The following is a 25,233-nucleotide window of genomic DNA, read 5'->3' on the forward strand; positions in this document are numbered from 1 at the left end:
CGTCTCGGCCTGATGGGGGCTCCGGTATAGACCTCATCAGGTCCTGAATAGTGGCGTGTAAAAGTCGCCTTGACTAGCTAATGAGAACTTACAAGGTCTATTAGTTGAGCTAATCAGTGTTCCGTGGAAAACTGCTGCCATGGTCAAACGGAATCTCAACGATCTTCTGTACTTCGTGACGGTGGCGCGGGAAGGCAGCTTCACGCGCGCCGCCTCGCTACTGGGCATCACGCAATCGGCGCTCAGCCAAGCCATCAGCGGTTTGGAGACACGGCTGCAAATCCGGCTACTCACGCGCACGACGCGAAGTGTGTCACCTACGGCTGCGGGCGAGCGCCTGCTCAACGCCATCGGGCACCGATTCGACGAGATTGATGCCGAACTCGATGAACTGACGGAGATGCGGGACAAGCCGGCAGGCACGGTGCGGATCACCTGTGGTGAGCACATCCTTCGGACCACGCTGCTGCCCAAACTCACCCCATTGCTGCTCGAATACCCGGACATTAAGGTCGAGTTCGACATCAACTACGCGTTCCGGGACATTGTGGCCGACCGTTTCGATGCGGGCGTGCGTATGGGCGACACCATCGACAAGGACATGATCGCAGTGCCGATCGGGCCGCAGTTGCGCATGGCAATCGCGGCATCGCCGGCCTATTTCGAGAGGCACCCCATCCCCAAAACGCCACGCGACCTGCTCAAGCACAACTGCATCAACATGCGTATGCAAACTGCAGGCGGCATTTACGTCTGGGATTTCGAGCGCCGAGGCGAGGCATTGAACGTGCGGGTAGACGGTCAACTAATCTTCAACACCTCGCCCAGCATGGTGGACTCGGCGGTAGCTGGGTTGGGGATCGCTTCTCTGCCCGAAGAAGAGTTCGCGCCGTACCTTGACGACGGGCGACTGGTGCGCGTGCTGGAGGATTGGTGCCCGCCGTTCCCTGGCTATTACCTGTACTACCCAAGCCGCAAGCAACCGTCCCATGCGTTCTCGCTGGTCCTTGAAGCGCTGAAGTGGACCGCGCCTGTCAGTTCCAAGAAGCGGTAACCCGATTTCGCCTCAGGGGACCGTTCCATCCAATCCATGGGAGCGGGCTAGAGCCATAGCCGCCTGCGACACTCTTCACCCAGGTACAGATCGGTAGTGCCTAAGGGAACGCCGTGGCTGCTCTATTACGCACTCTCGCGCGCAAGCCGGCGCGAACGCAAGAATAAGGCTGCTGACGATAGCGTGCCTTGGCTAGGGCTCACTCGTCTGGGATGTGCGAGAAAACTGCATTGGATCCATACTGAATAGGCCGAATCGGCTGCCTGGTGCCAAGGGCGGAGCAGACGTTCACGTTTCCGTATCCAAGGACTGGCCGGCGGCCGAAAATGGCCGAGTGTTCGCCGTTCGACATGCGTCACACTTAAGACGGCTCCCGTCAAAAAAGGCGAACTCTAAAATAAAAATCAGTGACCCGAAAATGCTGCTTCCCGAAAAGGCGAACTTTTGGTTCGCAATATAGCAAGCTGCTCGAGGCACTTGGTTGGCGACTGGGAATTACCAGAGCAGGAAACGTCGTGCTTTGTATTGATGGCTCGGAGGCGCTTGCGGCCAGCGGCCGCTTTTAGCTGTGCATTCAATCGGTGCGACGCCCATGCTGTTACCACTAGCTTCCGATATCTGCAGGGGGCGTGGCAATCTCAGTCAGGCGTTGCCCGTCGTTGCCATCCTCGACTCTCCAGCCTTGGGTGTTTAACATCCTCCGTATCTCATCGGCTTTTGCCCAGTTCTTTGCCTCTCGGGCTTGAGCGCGCTCACCGAGCAGCACCTGGATACTTTCCGGAATGTCAGACGCAACGGGGTTCCAATCGCGTAACCCGAGGCCCAGTACAAAATCAAAGCTGTCCACTGTCGCTTTCAAGGCCGCAGGTGGGAGCTCGCTCTTGACGAGTTCCCATAGCACGGCCAATGCCCTCGGCAGATTCAGGTCATCATTCAATTCGGTGTTGAAGCGCGCGGCGAAATCCGGATCGATGCGGCCACCGTCCGGCCAGCCGGAATAGAGATGCCGCAACCGGTTCAAGGCTGTCTGCGCGGCACCAAGAGACGTCCAACTGAAATGCAGCTTGCTCCGGTAATGCGCCGTCATGCACAGATAACGGTAGGCAAGCGGATCGATGTTCCGACCGCGCAAGGTCTGCAAGCGCACAAAATCCCCACTCGACTTCGACATCTTGCTGTCGGCATTGAGTGTTAGAAAATGTCCGTGTATCCAGAAGTTCGCAAGACGAGTGCCGTGGGCCGCTTGCGTTTGCGCAATTTCGTTGCTGTGATGCACGGCAATATGGTCTTCTCCGCCACAGTGGATGTCGAACCAGATGCCGAGGTATTTCGCCGACATGGCCGAGCACTCAATATGCCAGCCTGGAAATCCACGCCCCCATGGGCTATCCCATTCCATCTGTCGCGCTACACCCTCCGGACTGAACTTCCATAGCGCAAAATCCGTGATGTTCTGCTTCTCGCCAAGTGCTACGCGCTTGCCGGCCTGCAGGCCGGCACGGTCGAGCCGGGCCAGAAAGCCATAGTCATCCTGTTTGCTTGTGTCGAAATAAAGACCATCGTTGGTCCTATACACGTAGCCGGACCGGTCCAACTCGTCGATAAACGCGATCTGTTCGGCGATGTGCTCGGTCGCGCGGCACCATACCGTCGGCTCCAACAAGTTCAGGGCATGCCAATCTGCGACGAAGGCCTCGGTGTAGCGCTGAGCAATAGCATAGGCGGACTCCCCGGTGCGCCTGCTACCTTTTTCCATCTTGTCTTCGCCTTCGTCGGCATCCGAAGTCAGATGACCGACGTCGGTGATATTAACGACGTGACGGACCTCGTAGCCGTTGCGAATGAGCACCCGGCGCAGAATGTCTTCAAACACATACGTTCTTAGATTGCCAATATGCGCATGGTCATAGACGGTGGGGCCGCAGCAATACATGCCGACGTGGCCAGCGTGGATTGGCGTGAACGAGCGCACGGTACGCGACCAGGTGTCATACAACGCAAGTGGCATCAACTCTCTCCGTCTCAAAGGGCGCAGGCAAAAACAAAAAAGCCGCCGGTTTTGCAACGGGCGGCCAGAGGCGATTGATTCAACGTGTAGCTAATTACTAGACGCAGCTTCCCCCCGGCACGGTCTGACAACATGCACGGAACAGCGCAAAGAGGGATTTGGAGCGAGTAATCATGCCTGCAATCCTAGCGGCTTTTGGCTGTGCTGGTCAATATTGGCGAATGACCGGTTTCCGCGATGTCTACCGAATGACGGTTCCTGGCCGGAAGCGGTTATTCATATACACCCGCCTCCACCCCAAGGCGGGCTTACCAAGGCGTGGAGACGTGATGCCCGCGCAGGCAAACTCGAACCTATTTCTGTAGCACGCGGCTCGTATGCGCCTTGAAGTGGCAGAGTTGTCCGTCCACGTCGGTTCATCCGGCCAGCTCGGGCCGCGCGATCGCGATGACCCAGTCCACGAACGTCTTGACCGCCGCCGTGGCGCGGGCTTGAGGATAGACAATGGAAATCGGCACCGGGGTGCATCGGGCATCCGCCAGAACTTCCCGCAGGCGCCCGCTGCGCAGGTAGACGGACGCCGCCAATTCGGATAGCTGGATAAGGCCTAGCCCCTCCAGGCCGCAGTGCAGATAGGCCTCGGTTTCGTTGACGGCATAGCGGCTGGACAGAGACACCGCCACGGCTTCGCCATTGACGCTGAAGCGCCAGTCCAGCGGACGGCCGGTGGCGTTGGACAGGTAGTTGACCACTCGGTGCGCTTCCAGTGCGGCCACGGAATCCGGCTCTCCGAACCGAGCCAGGTATTTGGGTGACGCGCATGTTAGCCAAGCCAACTGGCCAAGCTTGCGCGCCACCAGCGTCGAGTCTGCCAGCGTGCCGCTGCGGATCGCGCAGTCGATGCCTTCGTAAATCAAGTCCGCCGGCCGATCACTCAATCCCAGCACGACTTCGATGTCCGGATAACGCGCCTCGAATTCGAGCAGCCGCGGCACCACGATCGCCCTTCCGATGGCACCCGGCATGTCCACGCGAACTCGTCCGCGCGGCGCCTGGTTCGTGGCGGACATGTCGTTTTCCGCGTCGGCGATATTGGCCAGGATGGCCTGGCACGCCGCCACGTAGCGCCCGCCCGCGTCGGTCAGGCTCAGGCTGCGGGTGCTGCGTCGAAGCAGCGGCGTGCCCAGGTGGGCCTCCAGGTTCTTGACCGTCGTCGTCACCGACGAACGTGGCATCCCCAGGGACTGCGCCGCCTTGCTGAAGCTGCGCGCCTGAACGACCCGTACGAAAGTTGCCATCGCTTGAAGTTTGTCCATAAGCCTGCCTGCCGATAGTGCGTGCGCCAATTTCGGCGGGAGTTCCCAATGTTAACAATGCGGCCGGCGCAACCCGTGTGCTTCCTGCGCGTTGTGTATTCAAACGCGGCGAACAATGGACGGATTGCGCGCTCCTACACTGCAAATCACATCAGGGCGGCATTTTTCCGCATCGCGATCGCGGCGGGTGGCGGCCCATTTCTCAAACACCCATTTCCTAGCGGGGTTTCCCATGTTGAACGACAACGCCATTCTGGTCCTGGGCGCAGGCCAACTCGGCATGGCCGTGCTGCGCCATCTGGCTCCCCACGCCAAACGCGCCGCCCGCGTTTCCCTCTCGGTCCTGTTGCGCCCGTCGACTGTCGCTTCCACCGACACGGCGAAGCAGCAAGACCTGGCTGACCTGAACGCCCTGGGCGTCCATATCGTCGCAGGCGACCTGGCGACGCAATCCAGCGACGAGCTCGCCGACACATTCAGCCGTTTCCACACCGTGATCTCGTGCACGGGATTCGTGGGCGGCCGGGGCGTGCAGCGCAAGATTGCGCGCGCCGCGCTGGATGCCGACGTCAAGCGCTTCGTACCGTGGCAATTCGGCGTGGACTACGACGTCATCGGCCGGAACAGTCCGCAGGACCTGTTCGACGAACAACTGGACGTGCGCGATATGCTGCGCGCTCAGCCGAACACCGAATGGGTCATTGTCTCGACTGGCATGTTCACCAGCTTCTTGTTCGAACCGGCCTTCGGCGTGGTCGACCTGGGGGCCAATACCGTGAACGCGCTAGGCAGTTGGGACACGGCCGTCACACTTACGACCGCCGATGACATCGGCAACCTGACGGCGGAGATTCTATTCACCGAACCGCGCATCGCCAACCGTGCGGTGTATGTCGCCGGCGATACCGTCACCTATCGAGAGGTGGCCGACGCCCTGGATCGCGCCCGTGGCGTCAAGGTCCAGCGCCACGAATGGACAGTGCCCGAACTGAAACGCCAACTAGCCGCTGATCCGGAAAGCGCGTTGCGCAAGTACCGCGCCGTATTCGCAGAGGGGCGCGGCGTGGCCTGGGACAAGGCGCAAACGTTCAACGCCCAGCGCGGCATCGCGGTCTGCGGGTTGGACCAATGGTTACGCGACCATCTGCCGGCGCCGGATCAAGATCGGCGGATCTAGACAGTTGATGGGGCTTGCGGGTTGGTTTTGTTGGTGAGACTTGCCTTGATGATGTTGGATGTGGTGCGACGGGCCTGCGTGGGTACGGACGGACAGGGTTCGAGGAGGAGGATTTACAGCCGTCAGCTGACGACCCAAAGCGATCCTGGTGCCCTGCCCATAGCTGCCGTTCACCCATGTCCGCAGGACGTCTTAGAGCGTTTGACCTGCGTAAGAGCGCCGTTGTCGTGGGCCGTGTTGAAGCCGTGCACGAAGACCCGGTAATTGCCGCGTTCCTGCCCCTTCCTGGGCCGAGATATCCAGACAGATCGGAATGTTCGTGGTGCGCCGCAGGCACTAACCCGCGCGATATGGAAGCAGGTTCAACATAAGCCCTGATCGCGGTACTCACCCGGTGCGCCCAGCACGGCGCAGAACTTGCGGTTTTCGCTGGAATAGGTGTGCTTGGCGTGGATGGTCAGCGTGGCACCGGCCAACCCGACCGTCTTTGGATTGCAAGACCAGAAGCCGCTGGAGATTTCGTTGTATGACACCCTGGCGACGAGGCGCGGCGGTTGCCCGGGTTGCTTCTTTCCGGATGCCTTAGTGGCCAGCCACTCGATCCAAACATGGCAGCTCACGTGCTCGAAGCCCACGTTCTCCAAGATCACCCGGTAGGAGCCCTGCCCGTCTCGGGAATGCCAACTTCCGCCAGTTAGTGTCCCCAGGAGCTCCGCTTGATCCACGTCAGTCTCCGCGACGGAGGGAGCCATCACCAGGAACGAAAGGCTTAGCAACGCTGCTGCACGGATTTTCATGGTTCGGATTGCCTGTCGAGAATCGGCGTGAAAGACGTGATGGACGGCGCGGCGGCGGTGTACCTGGCCCTGGCACTAATCCAGCCGCGATTCTCGATAAGGCGGCGTTTTATGAACTGGATGACAAGCATAACCGGCAGGTATTGCAGCAAGTCGCATCCGAGGCCGAAGAGCGGCGTGCAGATCAACTGAGCCAGGCGTTGCCTGGCAGCCGACGGCAAGACGCCTCGATGGCGTCCGCCGCGCCGGCCTGGCCTCAATCGATGACGATGTTCTCCCGCTTGACGACATGAGAAAGCTGAGCGACCTCATGCCCGATGCGCGTGGACAATTCCTTCGGATTGCTCATGACGACGATACCCTGCGCACTGAGTGAGGTATTGGCAGCGGGCTGCTCCATCGCGCGCTTGGACTGATCGTACAAGGTGTCGACGATCTGGGCAGGCGTGCCTGCCGGGACGAACAGGCCCAGCCAGAAAGTTACATCAATGTTCGGATAGCCTGCCTCGGCCGTCGTGGGAATATCCGGCATTTGGGAAATCCGTTGCTTCTGCGTGACTGCCAGGGCTTTCAACTTGCCGGCCGCCACTTGCGGTGCGCTGGCCAGCGTATCGAAAGAAGCGTTCACCTCGCCCGCCATGACCGCCATGCTAGCTTGCGAAGCCGACTTGTAAGGGATATGGGTTGCCCTGAACTGGGCGTCATTGCTCAGTTGCGCAAACGCCAGATGGGCCAGGTTGCCTTGGCCTCCCGACCCATAGGTGAGATCGCCCGGATTCTTCCTGGCGTACTCAACCAGATCCTTGACCGACTCGATGGAGTGCTTCTCGGCCCATTCGGGGTTGACGTTCAGAATGAACGGCGCGTCCAGTACCAGTGCGATGGGAGCGAAATCCTTGGCCTTGTACTGGGAGTTCTTGTAGATCAAGGGATTGACGGTGATGCTGCTGCTGTTGGTGGCCAGCAGGGTGTAGCCATCCGGCGCCGAACGGGCCACCTCGGCCGCCCCGATTGATCCATTGGCGCCGCCCTTGTTCTCCACGATGACGGGCTGCTTGAGCGTCTTGGACAAAGAATCCGACAGCAGGCGAGCCATCGTGTCCGTGATCGAACCGGCCGGGAACGGCACGATGATCTTGATGGCTTTAGTGGGCCATGCTTTGTCCTGCGCGAACGCGGCACTAGACCCCAACCCCAATGCCGAAACCACGGCGAGGTGCGCGGAAGTGATGAGGAAGTTACGGCGGGAATCGGATGTAGTCATTGTTTGTCTCCACGAAAATTTAGATCTTGTGCATTGCATCGTGCTTGCGGGGGCTTGTCAGGCCACCTTCCTGGTTGCGGTGTTTCCTATGATTCCGTCTCGCTCCAGCGTCTGTTGCTGATCCAGGCTCATGCCCAGCACACGCGAAAACACATCACCATTGTGCTGCCCGAGCGTAGGCGCTGGACGCACCGCCGCGACCGTAGCGGCCGGCTCCCTGAACCAGGACGTGGTCGTCAGAAACTCGCCGATATAAGGGCGGGATGTCACCTTGAAAAATTCACGGGCCCTGAGATGCGGGTCATCGAGCACCGTCCAGACCGGCTTGACCTCTCCTGCGCTGATGCCGGCCTGCTGCAGTTCGGCCATTGCGCTTTGCGCGGAGCGCGCGCGGGCCCATGCGTTGATCCTGCGGTCTATCTCTTCCTGCCGGGTCCGTCTGCCTGCCGCCTTCTCCAGAGCAGGGTCCAGGGCAAGATCAGCCGCCTGCATGACCGCCACCAATGCCTGCCATTGCGCATCGCTCGTGATGCTCACCACCACCCAGGCGTCATCGCCCGCGCACTGGTAAATCCCCTGCGGGGCATGTAGAGGATGCGCATTGCCGCTGCGGGGCGTGGTGGTGCCGTGCACGGACTGCTCAATGAGGAACGGCGCTGTCATGGGCAGCATGCATTCCACCTGGGACAGGTTGACGTGGCGCCCCTTGCCCGAGCGTTGCTGCACGAACAGCGCCAACAATGCGGCCGCGCCCCCGTTGAAGCCACCCACCGGATCACCATAAGCGTAGGAGGTCAGCGCCGGAGGGTTCTGCGCAAAACCGGTGTGATGCGGCAGGCCGCTAGCCTGCTCCAGCGTGCCGCCATAGGCCCTGATCGTGCTCCATTCATTGCCCGACCCGAATGCCGGCATGGATACCATGACCAACCGCGGGTTGACCTGGGACAGCACGGCATAGTCCAGCCCGAGTTTGGGCAACACCTCGGTCGAGTAGTTCTCGATGACGATATCGGCCTTGGCCACCAGATCGAACAGGACCGCACGTCCTTGAGCTCGGGTCAGATCGAGCGTGATGCCCAACTTGTTGCGGTTCATCAGCGCAAAGTTCGAGTTCTTTTCGTACAGCTTTTCCTGATAGAACTCATCGGTGTAATGCGTGCCCCGCCACCAGTCCGGATAGCGCGTGCTTTCAACCTTGATGACTTCCGCGCCAAAGTCCGCCAGCGTCCTTGCCGCCAAGGGCCCGGCCCACCCCATCGTCAAATCTACCACTCGGATTTTTCGTAAGGGCAGCGCGTCCGGCGCAGCCCTGGCCAAGCCGGCGGCCGGCGTCAGACTCTCCGCTTCACGGTAGCTGGGGCCGTCAGCGTCCAGGAGCGCTGCCTTCCCCCCCGGCAAGGGCCCCGCATCGCCCATGGGCAACGGAACGACCGGCCCCTCGAATTCGGCCGCCCCCGCCTTGACGGGAACAAAGGCGCCGCGTTCGCGATGCACGCCTTGTTGAAGCAGTTCTGCCATGGTCGGCACGATGACAGCGGGGAATTTCTCCTTGCGCAGCACATCGAGCCATTCCTCGGCTGTCCTGGCGCGCAGACTGGGAATCAGGAACGCATCGATTTCGTCCGCATGGACGATACGGGTCGGCCCGCTCGCAAAACGCGGATCCAAAGCCTGGTCCGGGAGGCCGATGGCAGCGCACAGCGCGGCCCACTGCGGGCCGGTATGGGCGAACAGCCCAACCCAGCCCTCCTTGGTCTCGTAGATGCCGGCAGGATGCGTCGTGCAGAACCGGTTGACACCCAGCCGAGCCAAGGGATGCCGGCCATCCTGCACCATGCCGGCTTCCATCTCCACCAGCGAAAACGCAATCTCATGGATGCTCAGCACATAACGCCGGCTGCCGTCGGATCGTCCCAGCAACGCGGCGGTCGCGCTCGAGAATGCTGCGACACCGGCGGCGATGGCGGTCTGAATGTCGTGCGGCAGATGGGGGGGGCCCTGCTCCGCGCCACTGCAATACACCGCGCCGGCCAGGGCGCGGCACACGGCCTCGGTTCCCGCGAAACCACTGTAGGGTCCGGACTCGCCGAACCAGGTCAGACATACTTCGATCGGCGCATTGCCCTGGCCGTCGTTCCCCTCGCCAGCGTACACGGGGCGCTTCAGAGCCTCCAAGCCTTCGTCCAGGGCCCGGGCATCGAGAATCACATCGCATGTCCGCGCGATCCCTGACAGCCACGCGGTATCCGCGCCTGTCTTTCCACGCCGGGCCACGCTGCGCTTGTTGGTATTGAGCCAGGCATGCAAGGCGCTTGCCGGCTCGCCATCGGCCTCGTTCAACAGGGGCGGCAGGCGGCGCAGCGTGTCGCCGTCGGCGTCCTCCAGCTTGATGACCTCAGCGCCAAAATCCGCAAAGAGCTTCCCGGCATACGCCACTGCCGCTCCGCAGCCTATTTCCAGCACGCGCAACCCGGAGAAGGCGAGCCGGCTTTCAGATGTTTGCATAGTCGCAACCTGTTCCAACAGACTTAGCCTCGATTACCAGGTATCGACAAAGGCGCGGCGGGCCCGGCCGGCACGCAAAGATGCCGACGCGATACCTTGGCGTATCCACGTGCGGGTCTGTGCGGGATCGATGACTGCGTCGATCTCCGTCGTGGACGCAACATTGATGGCGTGCCCGCGTTCGTACGCGCGAGCCACCAACTGGTCGTAAAGCGCCTGGCGCTGCGGCCCCTCGGGGACGTTCTCGAGCTCCTTCTTGAAGCCCAGCCGGATGGACCCTTCCAGGCCCATGGGGCCGAATTCGCCCGTTGGCCAAGAAACCGCGCAACTGGCCGAGCGAAAGCCCCCGCCGGCCATGGCCATGGCTCCCAGACCGTAGCCCTTGCGCAAGGCAATTGCCAAGATGGCGACCCGCAGCTTGGCCGCGGCCACGAACATGCGCGACACATGCCGGACTTGCGCCCTGGCCTCTTGCTCCGGCCCGACCATGAATCCCGGAGTATCGATCAACGAAATAATGGGCAGACCGTGGATATCGCAAAGATTCATGAAGCGTGCCGCCTTGTCGGCCGCATCGGCATCGATGGCGCCTCCCAGGTGATGCGGATTGTTGGCGATGATCCCCACCGGCTGCCCTTCCACACGAGCCAGGGCGGTGTGCATTCCCAGGCCGAACCCCGAGCGCAGCATCAATACGCTGCCTACGTCGGCAATGCCTTCGATGGCCTTACGGCTGTCGTAGACACGCAAGCGATTCTCCGGCACCACATGACGGAGGTGGCGCGGGTCGGGCGCCACCCAGTCCTTGGTGCGGCCCTGGAACATGGACAGATAGTGCTTCGCCGCCGCGACGGCCTGCGCCTCGTTGTCGACCAGGATGTCGATGACGCCATTGGCGAACTGCACCGGCGCGGGGCCGACGTCCTCTGGCCGGAAGATGCCCAGTCCTCCGCCTTCGATCATCGCCGGGCCGGCCATGCCGATGTTGGCGCTCTTGTCCGCGATGATGACATCGCAGACCCCCAGAAAGGCGGCGTTGCCCGCGAAACAGCGTCCGGAAACAATGCCGAGCAAAGGCACTTCGCCACTGAGTTCGGCCAGCGCAGCGAACGACGGCTGATACAGCCCGGATACGAACGGAAAATCGACATCGCCCGGCCGACCGCCTCCGCCTTCGGCGAACAACACCATCGGCATTTCGTCGCGGCGGGCACGTTCCACCAGCCTGTCGGTCTTGATGTGGTTGCGTTTTCCCTGCGTGCCCGCCAGCACCGTCGCGTCATAGGCCATCACGGCGGTCAGCGACCCGTCGTAGCCGAATGCGTCGCCGTTGACGTTGCCAATGCCGGTGACAATGCCGTCCGCTGGCGTGTTGGCGATCAGGTCTTCCTTGCTGCGGCGGCTGGCCTGCGCGGCAATGACCAGTGCGCCAAACTCCACGAACGAGCCTTCATCGCACAGATCGTCCACGTTCTCGCGTGCGGTGCGCTGCCCTCGCGAACGGCGCTTTGCCACGGCCTGCGGGCGCGCGTCATCATAAAGCGACGCATGGCGGTCCAGAACGGCTTGCAGGTCAGGGCGCACGGCATTCAGATCGATCGCGTCTGTCACGACCTCGGTGTCGACACCACCCGATTCCTGTTCCAGCAAGACCAGGATCTCGCCTTCGAGCACATTGCCGCCACTGGCGACCGGCACCTCGACAACCCTGCCATTGAAATCGGCGACGACGGTGTGCTCCATTTTCATCGCTTCGATCACGGCAATGGGTTGGCCCTTGAGCACGAGAGCGCCAGCGCTCACGGACACCTCGACCAGGCGGCCGCTCAACGGCGCGCGCGATGCCGAGAGCCCTTCGGGCACCGCGGCCTGCGAAGCCCGCGGCAGGATGTCCGCCGAAGCGCTGCGCCCCCCCGAATCGCCGATCAGGCTGTCCTTGGCCTGCTGCTCTTGCGCGTACCGTTCGGCCGCTGCAAGCAGTTCCCCCAGAATGGCCTCGATATAGCGTGTATGGTTGCGCTGCGACAGGAAGTCCTCCCGGGCCACGAGCGCCTGCAAAAGATGGATATTCGTCGAGACGCCGGCAATCCGGAACTCGGCCAGGCAGCGGCGCAAACGCCGCACCACTCCCGAGAAATCGTCACTGCGGCTGAACACGATCAGCTTGGCCAGCAGCGTGTCGAACGCCGGGGCGGGCGAATACCCGCTATAGGCATGGGTGTCGACGCGCACTTCGGGGCCGGCGGGCGGCTCGAAACGCTCCAGCCTGCCATGTGCCGGGCGTGCCATGCCCGTGGCATCGGTCGATTCTGCATTGATGCGGACCTGAATGGCATAACCGTTCAGCCCCGGCGGGTTGGTCGGGTCCACTCCCAGTTCGGCCAGGCGCTTTCCCTGCGCGATCCCGATCTGCAAGGTCACCAGATCCACGCCCGTGACCTGCTCGGTAATCGTATGTTCGACCTGCAGCCGGGGATTGGCTTCAATGAATACAAAGTCCGTCTGCACCCCCTGCTCGTTTTCTTCGACCAGGAATTCAAAGGTTCCCAGGCTGCGGTACTCCACCTTAGCCGCCATTTTCTTTGCTGCGGCAAGAATGGCGGCGCGCAGAGTGGCGCTCAGCACCGGGCTGGGCGCGATCTCGACCACTTTCTGAAAGCGGCGCTGCAGCGTGCAATCCCGATCGCCAAGCGCGACCACCGACGCACCATCGCCGACAATCTGCACTTCGATATGGCGCGCGCGATTGACCAGACGCTCCGCGTACAACGCGTCCACACCAAAGGCCGACATTGCTTCCGACCGGCAGCGGGCATAGAGCTCGGCGATATCGGCTTTGGACTTGACGACGCGCATCCCGCGTCCGCCGCCTCCGCCGACCGCCTTGATGACGATCCCGACCCCGCCCTGCTCGTCGAAGAACTGTTCGACGTCCGCAAGTGTTGCACCGCCCGACGTGGCGGGCATGACGGGCACGCCGCATTCGCGGGCCAGTTGCAAAGCGCGGCCTTTGTCTCCGAACAGAGCAAGGTGATCGGCGTTCGGGCCGATGAACGTGATTCCCGCCGTCTCGCAAGCCAGGGCGAAATCCGCCCTTTCACTCAAGAAGCCATACCCCGGATGGATGGCATCGCAATGCTCGGCCGTGGCGGCAGCAATGATGGCGGCGATATCGATATAAGCCGCCGGACCGGAGCCGGTCAGTGCAACCGAGGTATCCGCGAGAATTCGATGCCTCGAGTTTGAATCGTCCTGGGAATACACCGCGACGCTTTCCAACCCGAGGTCGCGCACGGCGCGAATGGCTCGCACGGCGATTTCGCCACGATTGGCAATCAACACTCTCTTCATGGGGATCCTATGTCTCTGCTCTAACTCTTATGCTCAAGTCCTTAAGCTGCTGCCCGTAGCCATTGCATGTTCCTGCCAGAGGAGGCGCGCCTGCGGGCAGGCGCCGAAAAGCATTAACATGAAAACGGATACGCACAATCGCAGCCCAGCTTGATCCGGCGGTTGTCGTTAACTTGGCGAGGATGTTAGGTGTCGTGCAACAGCCGCACAATTCACATTTTTCTCTGACCCCTATAGCCGTTCGGCATGTGTCTCGATAAAGGCAGTCGGAAATGGAACTCAGGCAGTTAAGAACGGTTTTGGCGATCGCGGAAACCGGCAGCCTCACCAAGGCGGCGGAACTGCTGCACGTCGTGCAGCCTGCCCTGTCCCGACAGCTGAAACAGCTGGAAGACGAACTGGGCACTCCGCTTTTCGAGCGCAACCGGCTCGGGATGGTGCTGACCGTGCCAGGCCGCCGGTTTGTCGATCAGGTGCGGGTTTCCCTTAAGGGGCTCAATGAAGCCCGGGCCGACATCGGCGCCGCAAAATCGGATCTTCTTGGCACGGTGTCCATCGGCATGCTGCCCAGCCTGGCGGCCGCGCTTGCCGGCCCGCTCGTCATAGCGCTGCAGCAGCAATATCCAAATCTGCGCGTGCGCATCGCCACCGGCTTCTCGGATTTCCTGCAAGAGGGCCTGGAGGGCGGCAAGCTTGATATCTGCCTCATGGGCGACTATCTGCAATCCGAACTCCTGCAGACCTCGCCCGCTTATTCCGAGCCCATATACGTCTTCGGCCTGCCGGGATCCGGATTGTCCGAGGATGCCCCGATGACGCTCGAGGCCGTCTCCAGAATGCCCATGGTGGTTCCGGAAGCGCGCAGCTTACGCAACGTGATAGACCGGGCCTGCACCATCCTCGGCGTCAACCTGAATCTGGTTGCCGAGTCGGACAGCACTGCGGTCATACTCGATCTGGTGTTACGCGGTGTCGGCTACACCATCCTGCCAGTCATCCCCATCATGACGATGCTGGCCGAAAAGCGCATCGAAGGCGCTCCCATCATCAGCCCCACGCTGCAACGCACCGTGATCATCGGCACCGCCGTCCTGAACCGCAACCCCCGCATCGTCAATGCCCTGCATGCCGAGCTGATCCGCCTGCTCGAGCCCTACATCAAACAGTTCGACCACGTCGGCGTACGCTGGCTTGCCGACTGAATACACCCTCTGCGCGCGAACCCGGCACGCACCGGGCCACGGCCGAGCTATGCTCAATCGCTATGACCCTCGTCAAAATTAGTTAATTGTCCCGAGACGGCTCGCCCCCCTAACATCATTCGAGCGTCGTGGCGTCGCCAGCAGACAAGCCATGCACCCAACGGGTGTATGTCCCGTCCGCCTGCCGGCCGGCCGCGGCCAAGGAATCTTGGGAGGCGAATGTGCAGAATTCCTTTAACAGCACACACACAGCGGGCGACGAGGCAGTCGGCCCGGAGCAGTACTTCCAGCGCATGCTCGAACAAGGGCAGTTCATGATTCAGCGCTGCGAAACAACCGGCCGCGCCGTTTTCTATCCCCGAGCCATCTCCCCTTATGGCGGCGGACGCTTGCGCTGGGAAGCCGCCAGTGGCGAGGGCACCATCTATTCGGCCACGGTCGTGCGCCAACGCCCCGAACGGGGTGGGAACTATTGCGTCGTTCTGGTGGACCTTGAAGAAGGACCGCGCCTGATGAGCACCGTTGTCGATATGGAGCCCCTGGCGGTGACGATCGGCATGCGAGTACGTGCAGAAGTGCGCCGCCAGTCCTCTGGCGTGCCGCGCGTGGTGTTTGTGCGCGCGGACTGACCGCGCGACGCATGATAATTGGAATGACTTGATGGCTACTAATACAAGAGGGGCCTCGGCGATTGTCGGGATCGGCACCACGCCTGGCTGGAACAGCCCCGGGTTCTCGGCTTTGGATCAACTCGGCATCGCGGTTCAGGCGGCGGCGGCCGATGCGGGTATCGGCGTGGACCAGATCGACGGCTTGTTCACGTCCACACTGACGCATTTCATGCCCGCCCTGTCCGTGGCGGAGTATCTCGGCATCCATCCGACCTATATGGATGGCACCAACATCGGCGGATCCTCATTTCTGGCCCACCTGCTGTCGGCCACGCTTGCCCTGCAAGCCGGGCTGTGCAAAGTGGCCTGCATTTGCTATGGGTCGAACCAACTGTCGGCGGGCGGCAAGCTGACCACCCTGACCGAACCCGCACCCTGGGAGGCGATGTATTCGCCGCGCAACCCCATCAGTGGCTATGCCTTGGCTACCGCGCGCCACATGCACCAGTATGGAACCACGCGCGAGCAGTTGGCCAGCGTCGCGGTCGCCGCGCGCCAGTGGGCGCAGCTCAATCCTGCCGCGCACGAGCGCGCCCCCCTGAGCATCGCCGAGGTTCTGGATTCCCGGCTCATATCCGATCCTCTCACGCTGCGGGACTGCTGCCTGGTGACCGACGGCGGCGGAGCGATGATTCTCGTCGCCGCGGAACGCGTACCGGAATTTGCCAACACGCCGGCCTATGTCCTGGGTGTCGGTGAGGCAACCACGCATCGCCAGATTTCAACCATGGAAGACCTCACGGTCACCGGTGCCGTGCAATCCGGCCAACGCGCCTTCGAGATGGCGCGCGTCGCGCCACAACAAATCGACGTCCTTCAGCTCTATGACGCATTCACGATCAACCCGATTCTGTTTCTTGAGGACCTGGGTTACTGCGCCAAGGGCGAAGGCGGCGCGTTCGTGGCGTCGGGCGTGACCGCGCCCGGTGGCGCACTGCCGGTCAACACCAACGGCGGCGGCCTGTCCTGCAATCACCCGGGCATGTATGGCATTTTCGCGGCCATCGAGGCGGTGCACCAAATCCGCCGCTCCGCAGGCGCCAGACAGGTTGACGGCGTCGATCTGGCCTTGGCCCACGGCAATGGCGGCCAGTTGGCCAGCCAGGTCACGGCGATTCTCGGATCGCGCGCCACCCTGTAAACGCTGAAACCGCGGACACCATCATGAGCAGCACAACCAGCACGCAAGTCGTCACCTACCATCTTCAGGCCGACGTGGCCTGCATTTCAATCGACAACCCACCTGTCAATGCGCTCTCTCAGGCAGTGCGGGCGGGCCTGAAATCTGCCATCGCCGCCGCGCAGACCGACGCGAGTGTCAAAGCGCTGGTGTTGCTGTGCAAGGGAAGGACTTTCTTTGCCGGTGCCGACATCAAAGCGTTCGCCCTGCCATCCCGGGAGCCTGAGCTGGCCGATGTCATACAGTGCCTGGAACAAGCGCAAAAGCCCGTGATCGCGGCCATACACGGAACCGCGCTGGGCGGTGGGCTCGAAGTCGCGCTCGGCTGCCACTACCGCATCGCCACACCGGACGCCCGCTTCGGCCTGCCCGAAGTCAAGCTCGGCCTGTTGCCCGGCGCGGGAGGAACCCAACGCCTGCCCCGCCTGATCGGTGCGGCCGAGGCATTGGAGATGATCGTCGACGGCAAGCCGATCTCGGCCCAACACGCGCTGCGTATCGGCTTGGTGGATGAACTCGCCGAAGCGGATCTGGCGAGCGCGGCATTGGCCCTGGCAAGGCGGGTTCAGCACGAAGACCTGGCACAGCGAAGAGTGAGCGCCTTGGCTGCTCCCGAGGCAGATTCAGAGCTCTTTACTGCTGCCGAACAAAGCCTGCGGCAACAACTGAGCGGCTCTGAAGCGCCGCTCAGTTGCGTGAAAGCCGTGCGCGCGTCGGTGGAGCAACCCTTTGACAAAGGGTTGCAGATCGAGCGGGCCTTGTTCGATGAACTGAAAGTTTCGCCAGAGTCATGCGCACTGCGCCATGCCTTCTTTGCCGAGCGGCAATTGCACAAGCTGCCGTTTGCGGCCAAGGCCAGGTCCGTCAGCCGGGCCGCGGTGATAGGCGCCGGCACGATGGGCGGCGGCATTGCGATGTGCTTCGCCAACGCCGGCATACCCGTGGTGCTGCTGGAGAAAGACGCCGAGCGCCTGAGTCAGGGCTTGACGCGCATCGAAGAAAACTACGCCAACTCCGCTCGGCGCGGCCGGCTCAGCGCAGGCGACGTCGCGCAGCGGCTCGCATGCATACAGGGCAGCACACGCTTCGAGGATCTGGCCGACGTGGATCTGGTCATTGAAGCGGTGTTCGAGGAAATCGGGCTCAAACACGAGATATTCAAGACGCTCGATCTGGTCTGCAAACCCGGCGCCATCCTGGCCTCCAACACCTCTTACCTGGACATCGACAATATAGCGAGCGCCACCCGGCGGCCCCAACACGTGGTCGGGATGCACTTTTTCAGTCCCGCCAACGTCATGCAGTTGCTGGAGAACGTGCGCGGTTCCGCCACCTCTGACGAAGTGTGCGCCACCGTCATGGAAGTGGGCCGCCGCCTGGGCAAGGTCGCCGTGCTGGTGCGGTCCTGCGACGGATTCGTCGGCAACCGCATGTTGGCGAAGCGTACGCGCGAAAGCTACTTCCTGCTCCAGGAAGGCGCCTCGCCCTTTCAGATCGACCGTGTCCTGCGCGACTTCGGCCTCCCGATGGGGCCGTTCGCCATGGCGGATCTGGCAGGTTTGGACGTGGGCTGGCGCAATCGCCAGAGCCGCCTGCAGAACCTGACGCCGCGCGAGCGCGAGTGCGACATGCTGGACCGCATGGTCGCCGCGGGCCGGCTGGGCCAGAAGACTCAGGGTGGCTTCTACGACTATGACGGTGACCGCAAGGCCACCCCGTCACCTGCTGCCGAAACACTGGTCGCCGCACACCGCGCCGCCTCCGGACGACAAGCGCGGCAGATCTCCAACCAGGAAATTCTGGAGCGCTGCCTGTACTCCATGATCAACGAAGCCGCCTATATCCTGGAGGAGAATATCGTCGAACGCGCCTCCGACATTGACGTCGTCTGGATCAAAGGTTACGGCTTTCCCGCCTATCGGGGCGGCCCGCTGTGCTACGCGGACCAGATCGGCCTGCCTGCCATCCTGGCGGGGCTGCGCAAGTACGAAGCCGAGCACGGTTCCCAATACTGGAAGCCGGCCAATCTCATCGTCAAGCTCGCTCAGGAGGGGCGAGGTTTTCACGATGGTCCTGCCTGAAGCCGCGCACACGCAATAAGAGAGAGCACGTCAACGGTGTCCCCAAGGGATGCAGGCACTGTCGATCCTGACCTGCGTGGGCAGCGGACCTGGCATATACAGCGGTTTTGATAAATACAACAAACCGGAGACAAGCGTGTCTGACAAGCAACTGCATCGCATCCCTTTTGGCCGCAGTCTGGCCGCCATCATCACCTGCGGCAGCAGCGCCCTGCTCGCGCCTGGAGTCGCGGCTGCCGCCGATTGGCCCGACGGCAAACCCATCACCATCGTCGTCCCGTTTTCGCCCGGCGGTTTCACGGATCTGGTTGCGCGCCGCTTCGCTCAGGACCTGGGCAATGAGTTGAAGACAACTATCGTGGTTCAGAACAAGCCCGGCGCCAGCGGCCAGATCGGCACTGCGCTCGTCGCGCGCGAAAAACCGGACGGCTACAACCTGCTCGTCACGGCCACGCAGCACGTGATCTATCCCGGCCTGCAGCCCAACCTGCCCTACGACCCGAAGAAAAGCTTCTCCAACGTGGCCATTCTGGCTTACGCGCCTAACGTCCTGCTGGTTCCCGCCAAATCTCCCATCTCCAACGCCAAGGAATTCACGGCCTACGCCAACAAACGACCTGGCGGTCTGGCTTTCGGCTCCAGCAGCGTGGGCGGCTCGGCGCACATGTCCGGCGAACTCTACAAGATGGTCGCCGGCGCCAATCTGCGCCATATCCCCTACAAGGGCGCCGCGCCTGCCGTCACCGACCTGATAGGCGCGCAGATCCCGGCGGCATTCCTGGACGCGACATCGGCCGCCGCCTTCATCCGCTCGGGCGACGTCAAAGCCCTGGCCGTCACCTCGAAAGACCGCCTGCCCAGCTTGCCCGATGTCCCCACCGTCGCCGAATCCGGCTATCCGAGCTATGAATCGCAGGCCTGGATAGGCGTCTTCGGCCCCGCCGGCATGCCGACACCCATCGTGCAGAGGCTGAACCAGATCGCCATCGACAGCGCCAACACCGAAGCCAACATCAAATGGCTCAACGACAACAACGCCACGCCGGCCAAGCTCTCGCCGGCACAGGTCACGGGATTCGTCGACGCCGAGCTTGGCAAATGGAAAACCGTCATCGACCAGGCGCACGTCACGGTCCAATAGCACGGTGAGGCGCTCGCAAACGGGCGCCGTAACCCCAAAGCGGCCCGGGGCCGGCCGCAAAGGCCGGCCCTGGGCGCTCTCGCGAAGCCATCACGGCTCAGGAATGTTTTCCCGGAAGATGACCTGAAGCCGCGGCAGATAGCTGGGTTCGGGCGCGCCCTTCACGGCCGCCACCAGCAGCTTGACGATCTCGCGCGCCTCGACGCGCGGGTTCTGGTCGATCACGGCGTCCATCGTGCGATCGAGCAACAGGCGGCGCGTAGCTTCGGTGAGGTCGTGGCCCACGAAGACAATGCGATGGGCGGACGCTGCCTTACTTGAGCGAGCCTCGTTTGAGCGAGCCTCGTTTGGCCACGCCTCGGCAAGCCGCGCCTCTTTCAGCGCTCGCGCGATGCCTTGATTGCCCGCGCCGATGTTGTAGATCGCGTGCGGCGGTTCTTTGCGCAGCAGATCCCGCGTGACGGCAAAGGCGCGGTCGCGGTCGTCGCCGATCTCAAGAATGTGTGCGATGCGCAGGTGCGGAAACTCTTCGCTCAGCAGCGAGCGAAAGCCCATCTCGCGCTCTTCGTGGCCGCGATACGCCAGTGACCCCACGAACACCGCGACCTTCCGCTCCGTGTGCTGTGGCAGAAACCGTCCCAGCAACAGCGCGGCCAGGCGGCCCGCGGCGCGGTTGTCGATGCCCACGTAACCCAGGCGCGCCGAGATTGGAATGTCCGACACCAGCGTGCTCACATGCACGCCGCTGTCGCGCAGCGCCATGATGGCGTCGCGCACTTGCGGATGGTCCAGCCCGACCAGGCCAACGGCCTGCGTTTGCTCGCGCAGCTCGTAGAGCTTTTGCGCAAGCTTATTGGCCTCAAATCCCTCGATCAGATGCAGGCGGGCCCGCACATCGGGGCGGGTGGCGGCTTCTTCGAGCAGGTGCTGGCCCAACGCGGTCATGAAGCTGTTGGTGCCGGCGGGCAAGACGAAATCGACCCGCACATCCTGGCTGGCGGCATCGGCGCCCTGGACGAAGTAGCCGAGGCGATTGGCGATTGCCAGCACACGGTCGCGTGTCTTGCCGCGCACGCCGTTGCGGTCGTTCAGCACCCGGTCCACGGTGGCGGTGGACATGCCGGCTTCACGGGCAATGAGGGAAATGGTGGGGCGCATGCGGGACCGGGCTCTCAAGAGACCATCAGGACGATGGCAGCGAGGCCATCATAACCCATCATTTGCAATCATTCGGGATCAAAAAGGTAACGTTCCGGCCCTGGAAGCGCCATCCATCTTTACCCCTGATTGTTTTGATGTGAATATCGCGGCTCAATAACATCAAACACCGCACGGCAGGATGCCAGGCAGTCGACTGTGCATACCAAGCCGGCAGGAGGAGCACATGTCGCACCCTACCCTGGTGCCCGACCCGCCCATTCGGGAACGGCGCTTTCGCATCGGCTGCATCGGCGCCGGCATGATCATGGCCGAGTGCCATCTGGCGGCCTACGAGCAGGCCGGCTTCACGGTGGCAGCGATCGCGTCGCGCACCCGCAGCAAAGCGGCCAAGGTCGCCGAACGCTACGGCATCCCGCTAGTGCATGAGAATCCCCTGGCCCTGATCGCCGATCCGCAGATCGAGATCGTGGACATCGCGTATCCGCCCGACCTGCAGCCCGCCCTGATTCGCGCCGCATTGCGCGCCCCGCACGTGCGCGGCGTGCTGGCACAGAAGCCCCTTGCCCTCTCGCTGGACGAAGCCCGCGCCTTGCGCGACGAGGCGCGGGCCGCCGGCAAGATCCTGTCGGTAAACCAGAACATGCGCTACGACCAATCGATGCGCACGCTCAAACAGCTGCTTGACCAGGGCGTGCTGGGCACGCCGGTGTTCGCGCAGATCGACATGCACGCGATCCCGCACTGGCAGGATTTTTTGCGCGGCTATGACCGGCTGACGCTCTCGAACATGAGCGTGCATCACCTCGATGCCCTGCGTTATCTGTTTGGCGAGCCCACCGAGATCACCAGCATCACCCGCCCCGATCCGCGCACCGAGTTCGCGCATCAGGATGGGCTGGTGAGCACCACGCTGCGCTTTGGCAACGGCCTGCTTGCGCTATCGCTCGAAGATGTGTGGTCGGGCCCGCGGGCCGAGGGATACCCCGAGGACCCGCACATCCGCTGGCGCGTGGAAGGCACCGATGGCGTCGCGCGCGGCACCATCGGCTGGCCCACCGGCGAGCCGTCGACCCTGAGCTACGCCTCGCGCGCGGCCCAGGGCCACACCGACGGGCGTTGGGTAACTCCCACGTGGGACACGATGTGGTTTCCGCATGCCTTCATCGGCGTGATGGAGCAGTTGCAGTACGCGCTGGCCAGCGGCACCGAGCCTGCGTTGAGCGTGACCGACAACGTACGCACAATGGCGCTGGTCGAGGCCGCGTATACGTCCATCGCCGAAGGCCGCACAGTACGGCTGCCGGCTGTTGAATAACCAGACAGAAAAACAGACGGAGACAACCATCATGATCCAGACCGGAATCTTCTCGGGCTACTTTCCCTATGAGCTGGAGCGTACCGCCAAGGTGATCCGCTCGCACGGCTTCAACACCGTGCAGCTGGACCTGCATTTCAAGGACATGGAGCTCGGCCCGGGGCAGTTGACCGCGCAGAAATGCACACAGATCCGCGACACCTTCCGCAACTACAACCTGCCGGTGTCCTGCATCTCGGCCTATACCAATATCGTTCATCCCGATCCCGCCGAGCGCCAACGCCGCAACGGCTATCTCAAAGAGATCATCACGCACGCGCGCCAGTTGGGTTCGCCTTACGTAATCTCGGAAACCGGCACGTTCGCCACCGACAGCGACTGGGTGCATCACCCCAAGAACAAGACCGAGGAAGGCTGGGACCAGTGCCGCGCGATGATCGCGGACCTGTCGCAGCATGCCTATGACCATGGCGCGGTGTTCCTGCTCGAGACCTACGTGAACAACGTGGTGGGATCAGTCGAGGAAACGCTGCGCATGTTCGCCGAGGTGGATCACCCTGGCCTTGGCCTCTTGATGGATCCGACGAACTACTTCGAAGCGCACAACATCGACCAGATGGACCGCACGCTCAATCAGGTGTTCGACGCGCTCTCCGACAAGATCTGCATCGCGCATGCCAAGGACGTGAAGCGTTCGGGCGATGACAAGTCGGAAAAACACAGCGACATTGGTGACGAGGGCGCGGCCGAGAGCCATACCTTCCGTGGCGTGGGCGAGATCGAGCTGCCGGCACCGGGCCTGGGCGCGCTCAATTACGACCTTTACCTGCAGCGCCTGGCGAAGAAGCACCCCAACATTCCCATCATCATCGAGCACCTGACCGAAGACGACGTGCCGCGCGCCAAGACCTTCCTGGACGAGCGGCTGCGCGCGAACGGCCTGTAGGCCGCCTCCCGCAACAGCGGCGCACCGCGAGGCACCATCCCATCAGGCCCGCGGCGCGCCTGCGAACACGATTCTGAACACCGACACCGGCAAACGCGCACCCGCGCCTTTGCCAGGGAGAACTCATGCCTGACATTTACGGAACCTGGATGACGCGCCGCGACGTGGAGGCGCGCACCGGACAGCTTGCGCAGTTTGCCGGCGTACGCCTGATGACGCTGGACGACGGGCTGGAGCGCGGTATCCGCATGCTGGAGTTCCGCAGCGGCACGGGCCTGCGTTTTACGGTGCTGGTGGATCGCGCGATGGACATCGCCGATTGCGAATACCGCGGCTTCGCCATGGGATGGCAGTCGCCGTCTGGCTTTCGCCATCCCGGCCTGCATGACTATGAAGGCGAAGGCGGACTGGGCTGGATGCGCTCGTTCTCCGGCCTCATGATCACCTGCGGATTGGACCATATTCTGTTCATGTACGACGCTCCGGCCGCCAACTACGTGTACGGCCCGCGCAAGACCGCCAAGCAGTCCATCCATGGCCGCGTTGGCACCATTCCGGCGCGCCTGACCGGCTACGGCGAACGCTGGGACGGCGATCGCTGCGTGCTGTGGGCCGAGGGCGTCGTGAGCCAGGGCACCGTGTTCGGCGAGCACCTGGAGCTGCACCGCCGCATCGAGATCGAGGTGGGTACCAACGACATCAAACTGTCGGATCGCGTGGTCAATCGCGGCTTCTACCGCACGCCGCACATGCTCTGCTATCACATCAACCTGGGCTATCCGGTGCTGGACGCCGACTCGCGCTATCTGGCGCCGATCCGCGATGTGGTGTGGGCGGCCCACGAGCAAACCTATCGCAAGCAGGGCGTGGGCTACCGCCGCATGCCGGCGCCGCAGTTGGGCTTTCATGAGCAGGTGTGGCAGCACGAGATGGCCGCCGCCGCCGACGGCAGCGTCCCGGTGGCCCTGGTAAACGATAAGCTGGCCCTGGGCATGCAGGTCAGCACCTTCAAGCATCAATTCCCTTGCCAGTATCAATGGCAGAACCTGCAATCGGGCCAGTATGCGATGGGCATCGAGCCCTCGACCAACCATGTGCTGGGCCAAGGCGCGGCGCGTGAGCGCAACGAGCTCATCTGGCTAGAGCATGGGGAAGAGCGCCGCTACGACACCACGTTCAGCGTGCTGGGCTCGCCCGCCGATATCGCGGCATGCGAAGCACGCATCCGCGCGATCGCGGTACAGCCCGAGGCCGATTATCCGCCGTTGTCGGGGCGTTTCGCGCCCATTGCGGGGCGCACATGAGCGCGCGCTTCTCATTGCAAGGCCGTCGCGTGCTGGTCACGGGCGCGGCGGGCGGCTTTGGTGTGGACACCACGCTTGCGCTGCTGGAAGCGGGCGCCCGAGTGATCGCGCTCGACAACCACGCCGGGCATATCGATCGCTTGCGCAGCACCGTGCCGGCGCGGCTTTCCGACCAGCTTCAGATCCTGCAGGCCGATCTCGCCGAAGCCAGCGCGCTGCAGTCGCACCTTGACCAGCTGACCGCCGAGGCGCCGATCGATGTGGTCATCAACAACGCGGCGATCTACCCCTCGCGCCCGTTCGAGGACTACAGCGATGCAGAGCTGGCCCGCGTGCACCGCGTGAACGTGGAGGCGGCTATTCAGATCGTCCGCGCGGCGCTGCCCGGCATGCGCAAGCAGCAATGGGGCCGCGTGATCAACATCTCGTCGATCACGCTGTCCGGCGGCTGGGAAAACCTGCTGCCCTACGTGCAATCCAAGGGCGCGATGGTGGGCGCCACGCGCGCATTCGCTCGCGAGTTCGGCAAGTGGGGCATCACGGTCAACGCCATCTCGCCGGGCGCGTTTCCAACCGACGCCGAGAAGATCCATCCCGATCCCGAGGGCTACAACCGCATGGTGCTCGAACGCCAATCGGTGAAGCGCCGCGGGCACGCAGGCGACATCGCCGCGGCCATCATTTTCCTTGCCTCGGACGAGGCGGGTTTCATTTCCGGACAGACGCTGGCAGTTGACGGCGGCTGGGTCATGCATTGAGG

The 25,233-nt window shown here is 62.8% G+C and carries 18 protein-coding genes and 1 pseudogene; 12 read left to right on the plus strand and 7 right to left on the minus strand.

Translation table 11 applies throughout. The annotated features are described in order from the left end of the window. The first annotated feature begins 139 nt into the window (after positions 1 to 139). Positions 140 to 1,054, plus strand: coding sequence for a LysR family transcriptional regulator (locus tag HG262_RS23360; RefSeq protein ID WP_169273292.1), 915 nt, complete (start codon positions 140 to 142; stop codon positions 1,052 to 1,054). 604 nt (positions 1,055 to 1,658) lie between these two features. Here the strand turns inward: HG262_RS23360 and cysS are convergent. Both cysS and HG262_RS23370 read right to left on the minus strand, forming a co-directional pair. Beyond that, positions 1,659 to 3,062 (minus strand): cysteine--tRNA ligase, encoded by a 1,404-nt coding sequence (gene cysS / locus HG262_RS23365; protein WP_169273293.1) that lies wholly within the window; start codon positions 3,060 to 3,062, stop codon positions 1,659 to 1,661. Positions 3,063 to 3,478: 416 nt separating this feature from the next. After that, positions 3,479 to 4,378: a LysR family transcriptional regulator gene (locus HG262_RS23370; protein ID WP_169273294.1), complete on the minus strand. Its 900-nt coding sequence runs from the start codon at positions 4,376 to 4,378 to the stop codon at positions 3,479 to 3,481. Positions 4,379 to 4,610: 232 nt separating this feature from the next. On the opposite strand from HG262_RS23370, the gene HG262_RS23375 reads away from it, so the two are divergent. Both HG262_RS23375 and HG262_RS31210 read left to right on the plus strand, forming a co-directional pair. Beyond that, the gene (locus tag HG262_RS23375; RefSeq protein ID WP_169273295.1) at positions 4,611 to 5,555 is read left to right on the plus strand and encodes an aromatic alcohol reductase; all 945 of its coding nucleotides are present in this window, start codon (positions 4,611 to 4,613) and stop codon (positions 5,553 to 5,555) included. Positions 5,556 to 5,752: 197 nt separating this feature from the next. Next, positions 5,753 to 5,933: pseudogene (locus tag HG262_RS31210) on the plus strand (AbrB family transcriptional regulator); the annotation flags it as partial. Here the strand turns inward: HG262_RS31210 and HG262_RS23380 are convergent. From HG262_RS23380 to HG262_RS23395, 4 genes are all read right to left on the minus strand, one after another. Continuing rightward, positions 5,918 to 6,352 (minus strand): hypothetical protein, encoded by a 435-nt coding sequence (locus HG262_RS23380; RefSeq protein WP_169273296.1) that lies wholly within the window; start codon positions 6,350 to 6,352, stop codon positions 5,918 to 5,920. The pseudogene HG262_RS31210 and the gene HG262_RS23380 overlap by 16 nt on opposite strands. Positions 6,353 to 6,608: 256 nt before the next feature. Beyond that, on the minus strand, positions 6,609 to 7,616 hold the full coding sequence (locus HG262_RS23385; protein ID WP_169273297.1) for a tripartite tricarboxylate transporter substrate binding protein: 1,008 nt from the start codon (positions 7,614 to 7,616) through the stop codon (positions 6,609 to 6,611). A gap of 57 nt (positions 7,617 to 7,673) precedes the next feature. Next, positions 7,674 to 10,121 (minus strand): CoA transferase, encoded by a 2,448-nt coding sequence (locus tag HG262_RS23390; RefSeq protein ID WP_169273298.1) that lies wholly within the window; start codon positions 10,119 to 10,121, stop codon positions 7,674 to 7,676. 33 nt (positions 10,122 to 10,154) lie between these two features. Then, entirely contained in the window at positions 10,155 to 13,472 is a 3,318-nt protein-coding gene (locus tag HG262_RS23395; RefSeq protein WP_169273299.1) for a carboxyl transferase domain-containing protein, read from the minus strand. Between the two features lie 272 nt (positions 13,473 to 13,744). Here HG262_RS23395 and HG262_RS23400 point away from each other — a divergent pair, with 272 nt between their 5' ends. From HG262_RS23400 to HG262_RS23420, 5 genes are all read left to right on the plus strand, one after another. Continuing rightward, positions 13,745 to 14,674: a LysR family transcriptional regulator gene (locus HG262_RS23400; protein WP_169273300.1), complete on the plus strand. Its 930-nt coding sequence runs from the start codon at positions 13,745 to 13,747 to the stop codon at positions 14,672 to 14,674. A gap of 221 nt (positions 14,675 to 14,895) precedes the next feature. After that, entirely contained in the window at positions 14,896 to 15,303 is a 408-nt protein-coding gene (locus HG262_RS23405) for an OB-fold domain-containing protein (protein WP_348984419.1), read from the plus strand. Between the two features lie 31 nt (positions 15,304 to 15,334). Then, a complete protein-coding gene (locus HG262_RS23410) occupies positions 15,335 to 16,486 on the plus strand; it encodes an acetyl-CoA acetyltransferase (protein ID WP_169273301.1) in 1,152 nt (383 codons plus the stop codon). A 23-nt stretch (positions 16,487 to 16,509) separates the two neighbouring features. Continuing rightward, positions 16,510 to 18,606: a 3-hydroxyacyl-CoA dehydrogenase NAD-binding domain-containing protein gene (locus HG262_RS23415; RefSeq protein WP_169273302.1), complete on the plus strand. Its 2,097-nt coding sequence runs from the start codon at positions 16,510 to 16,512 to the stop codon at positions 18,604 to 18,606. A gap of 136 nt (positions 18,607 to 18,742) precedes the next feature. Further along, the gene (locus tag HG262_RS23420; protein ID WP_348984420.1) at positions 18,743 to 19,747 is read left to right on the plus strand and encodes a tripartite tricarboxylate transporter substrate binding protein; all 1,005 of its coding nucleotides are present in this window, start codon (positions 18,743 to 18,745) and stop codon (positions 19,745 to 19,747) included. 90 nt (positions 19,748 to 19,837) lie between these two features. On the opposite strand, the gene HG262_RS23425 is transcribed toward HG262_RS23420, so the two are convergent. Next, a complete protein-coding gene (locus HG262_RS23425) occupies positions 19,838 to 20,905 on the minus strand; it encodes a LacI family DNA-binding transcriptional regulator (RefSeq protein WP_169273304.1) in 1,068 nt (355 codons plus the stop codon). Between the two features lie 226 nt (positions 20,906 to 21,131). On the opposite strand from HG262_RS23425, the gene HG262_RS23430 reads away from it, so the two are divergent. The 4 genes from HG262_RS23430 to HG262_RS23445 all read left to right on the plus strand — a co-directional run bounded on the left by HG262_RS23430 (position 21,132) and on the right by HG262_RS23445 (position 25,231). Continuing rightward, positions 21,132 to 22,223 carry a Gfo/Idh/MocA family oxidoreductase gene (locus HG262_RS23430; protein WP_169273305.1) on the plus strand — a complete coding sequence of 364 codons (1,092 nt, stop codon included), beginning with the start codon at positions 21,132 to 21,134 and terminating at the stop codon, positions 22,221 to 22,223. A gap of 31 nt (positions 22,224 to 22,254) precedes the next feature. Continuing rightward, positions 22,255 to 23,169, plus strand: a complete 915-nt coding sequence (locus HG262_RS23435) for a sugar phosphate isomerase/epimerase (protein ID WP_169273306.1) — start codon at positions 22,255 to 22,257, stop codon at positions 23,167 to 23,169. Positions 23,170 to 23,294: 125 nt separating this feature from the next. Beyond that, positions 23,295 to 24,473, plus strand: coding sequence for an aldose 1-epimerase family protein (locus tag HG262_RS23440; RefSeq protein ID WP_169273307.1), 1,179 nt, complete (start codon positions 23,295 to 23,297; stop codon positions 24,471 to 24,473). Continuing rightward, positions 24,470 to 25,231 (plus strand): SDR family oxidoreductase, encoded by a 762-nt coding sequence (locus HG262_RS23445; RefSeq protein WP_169273308.1) that lies wholly within the window; start codon positions 24,470 to 24,472, stop codon positions 25,229 to 25,231. Before HG262_RS23440 ends, HG262_RS23445 begins: the two co-directional genes overlap by 4 nt. The last annotated feature ends 2 nt before the right edge of the window (positions 25,232 to 25,233 follow it).

Origin of the sequence: Achromobacter sp. Bel (assembly GCF_012928505.1) — a bacterium.
GTDB lineage: Bacteria > Pseudomonadota > Gammaproteobacteria > Burkholderiales > Burkholderiaceae_B > Achromobacter.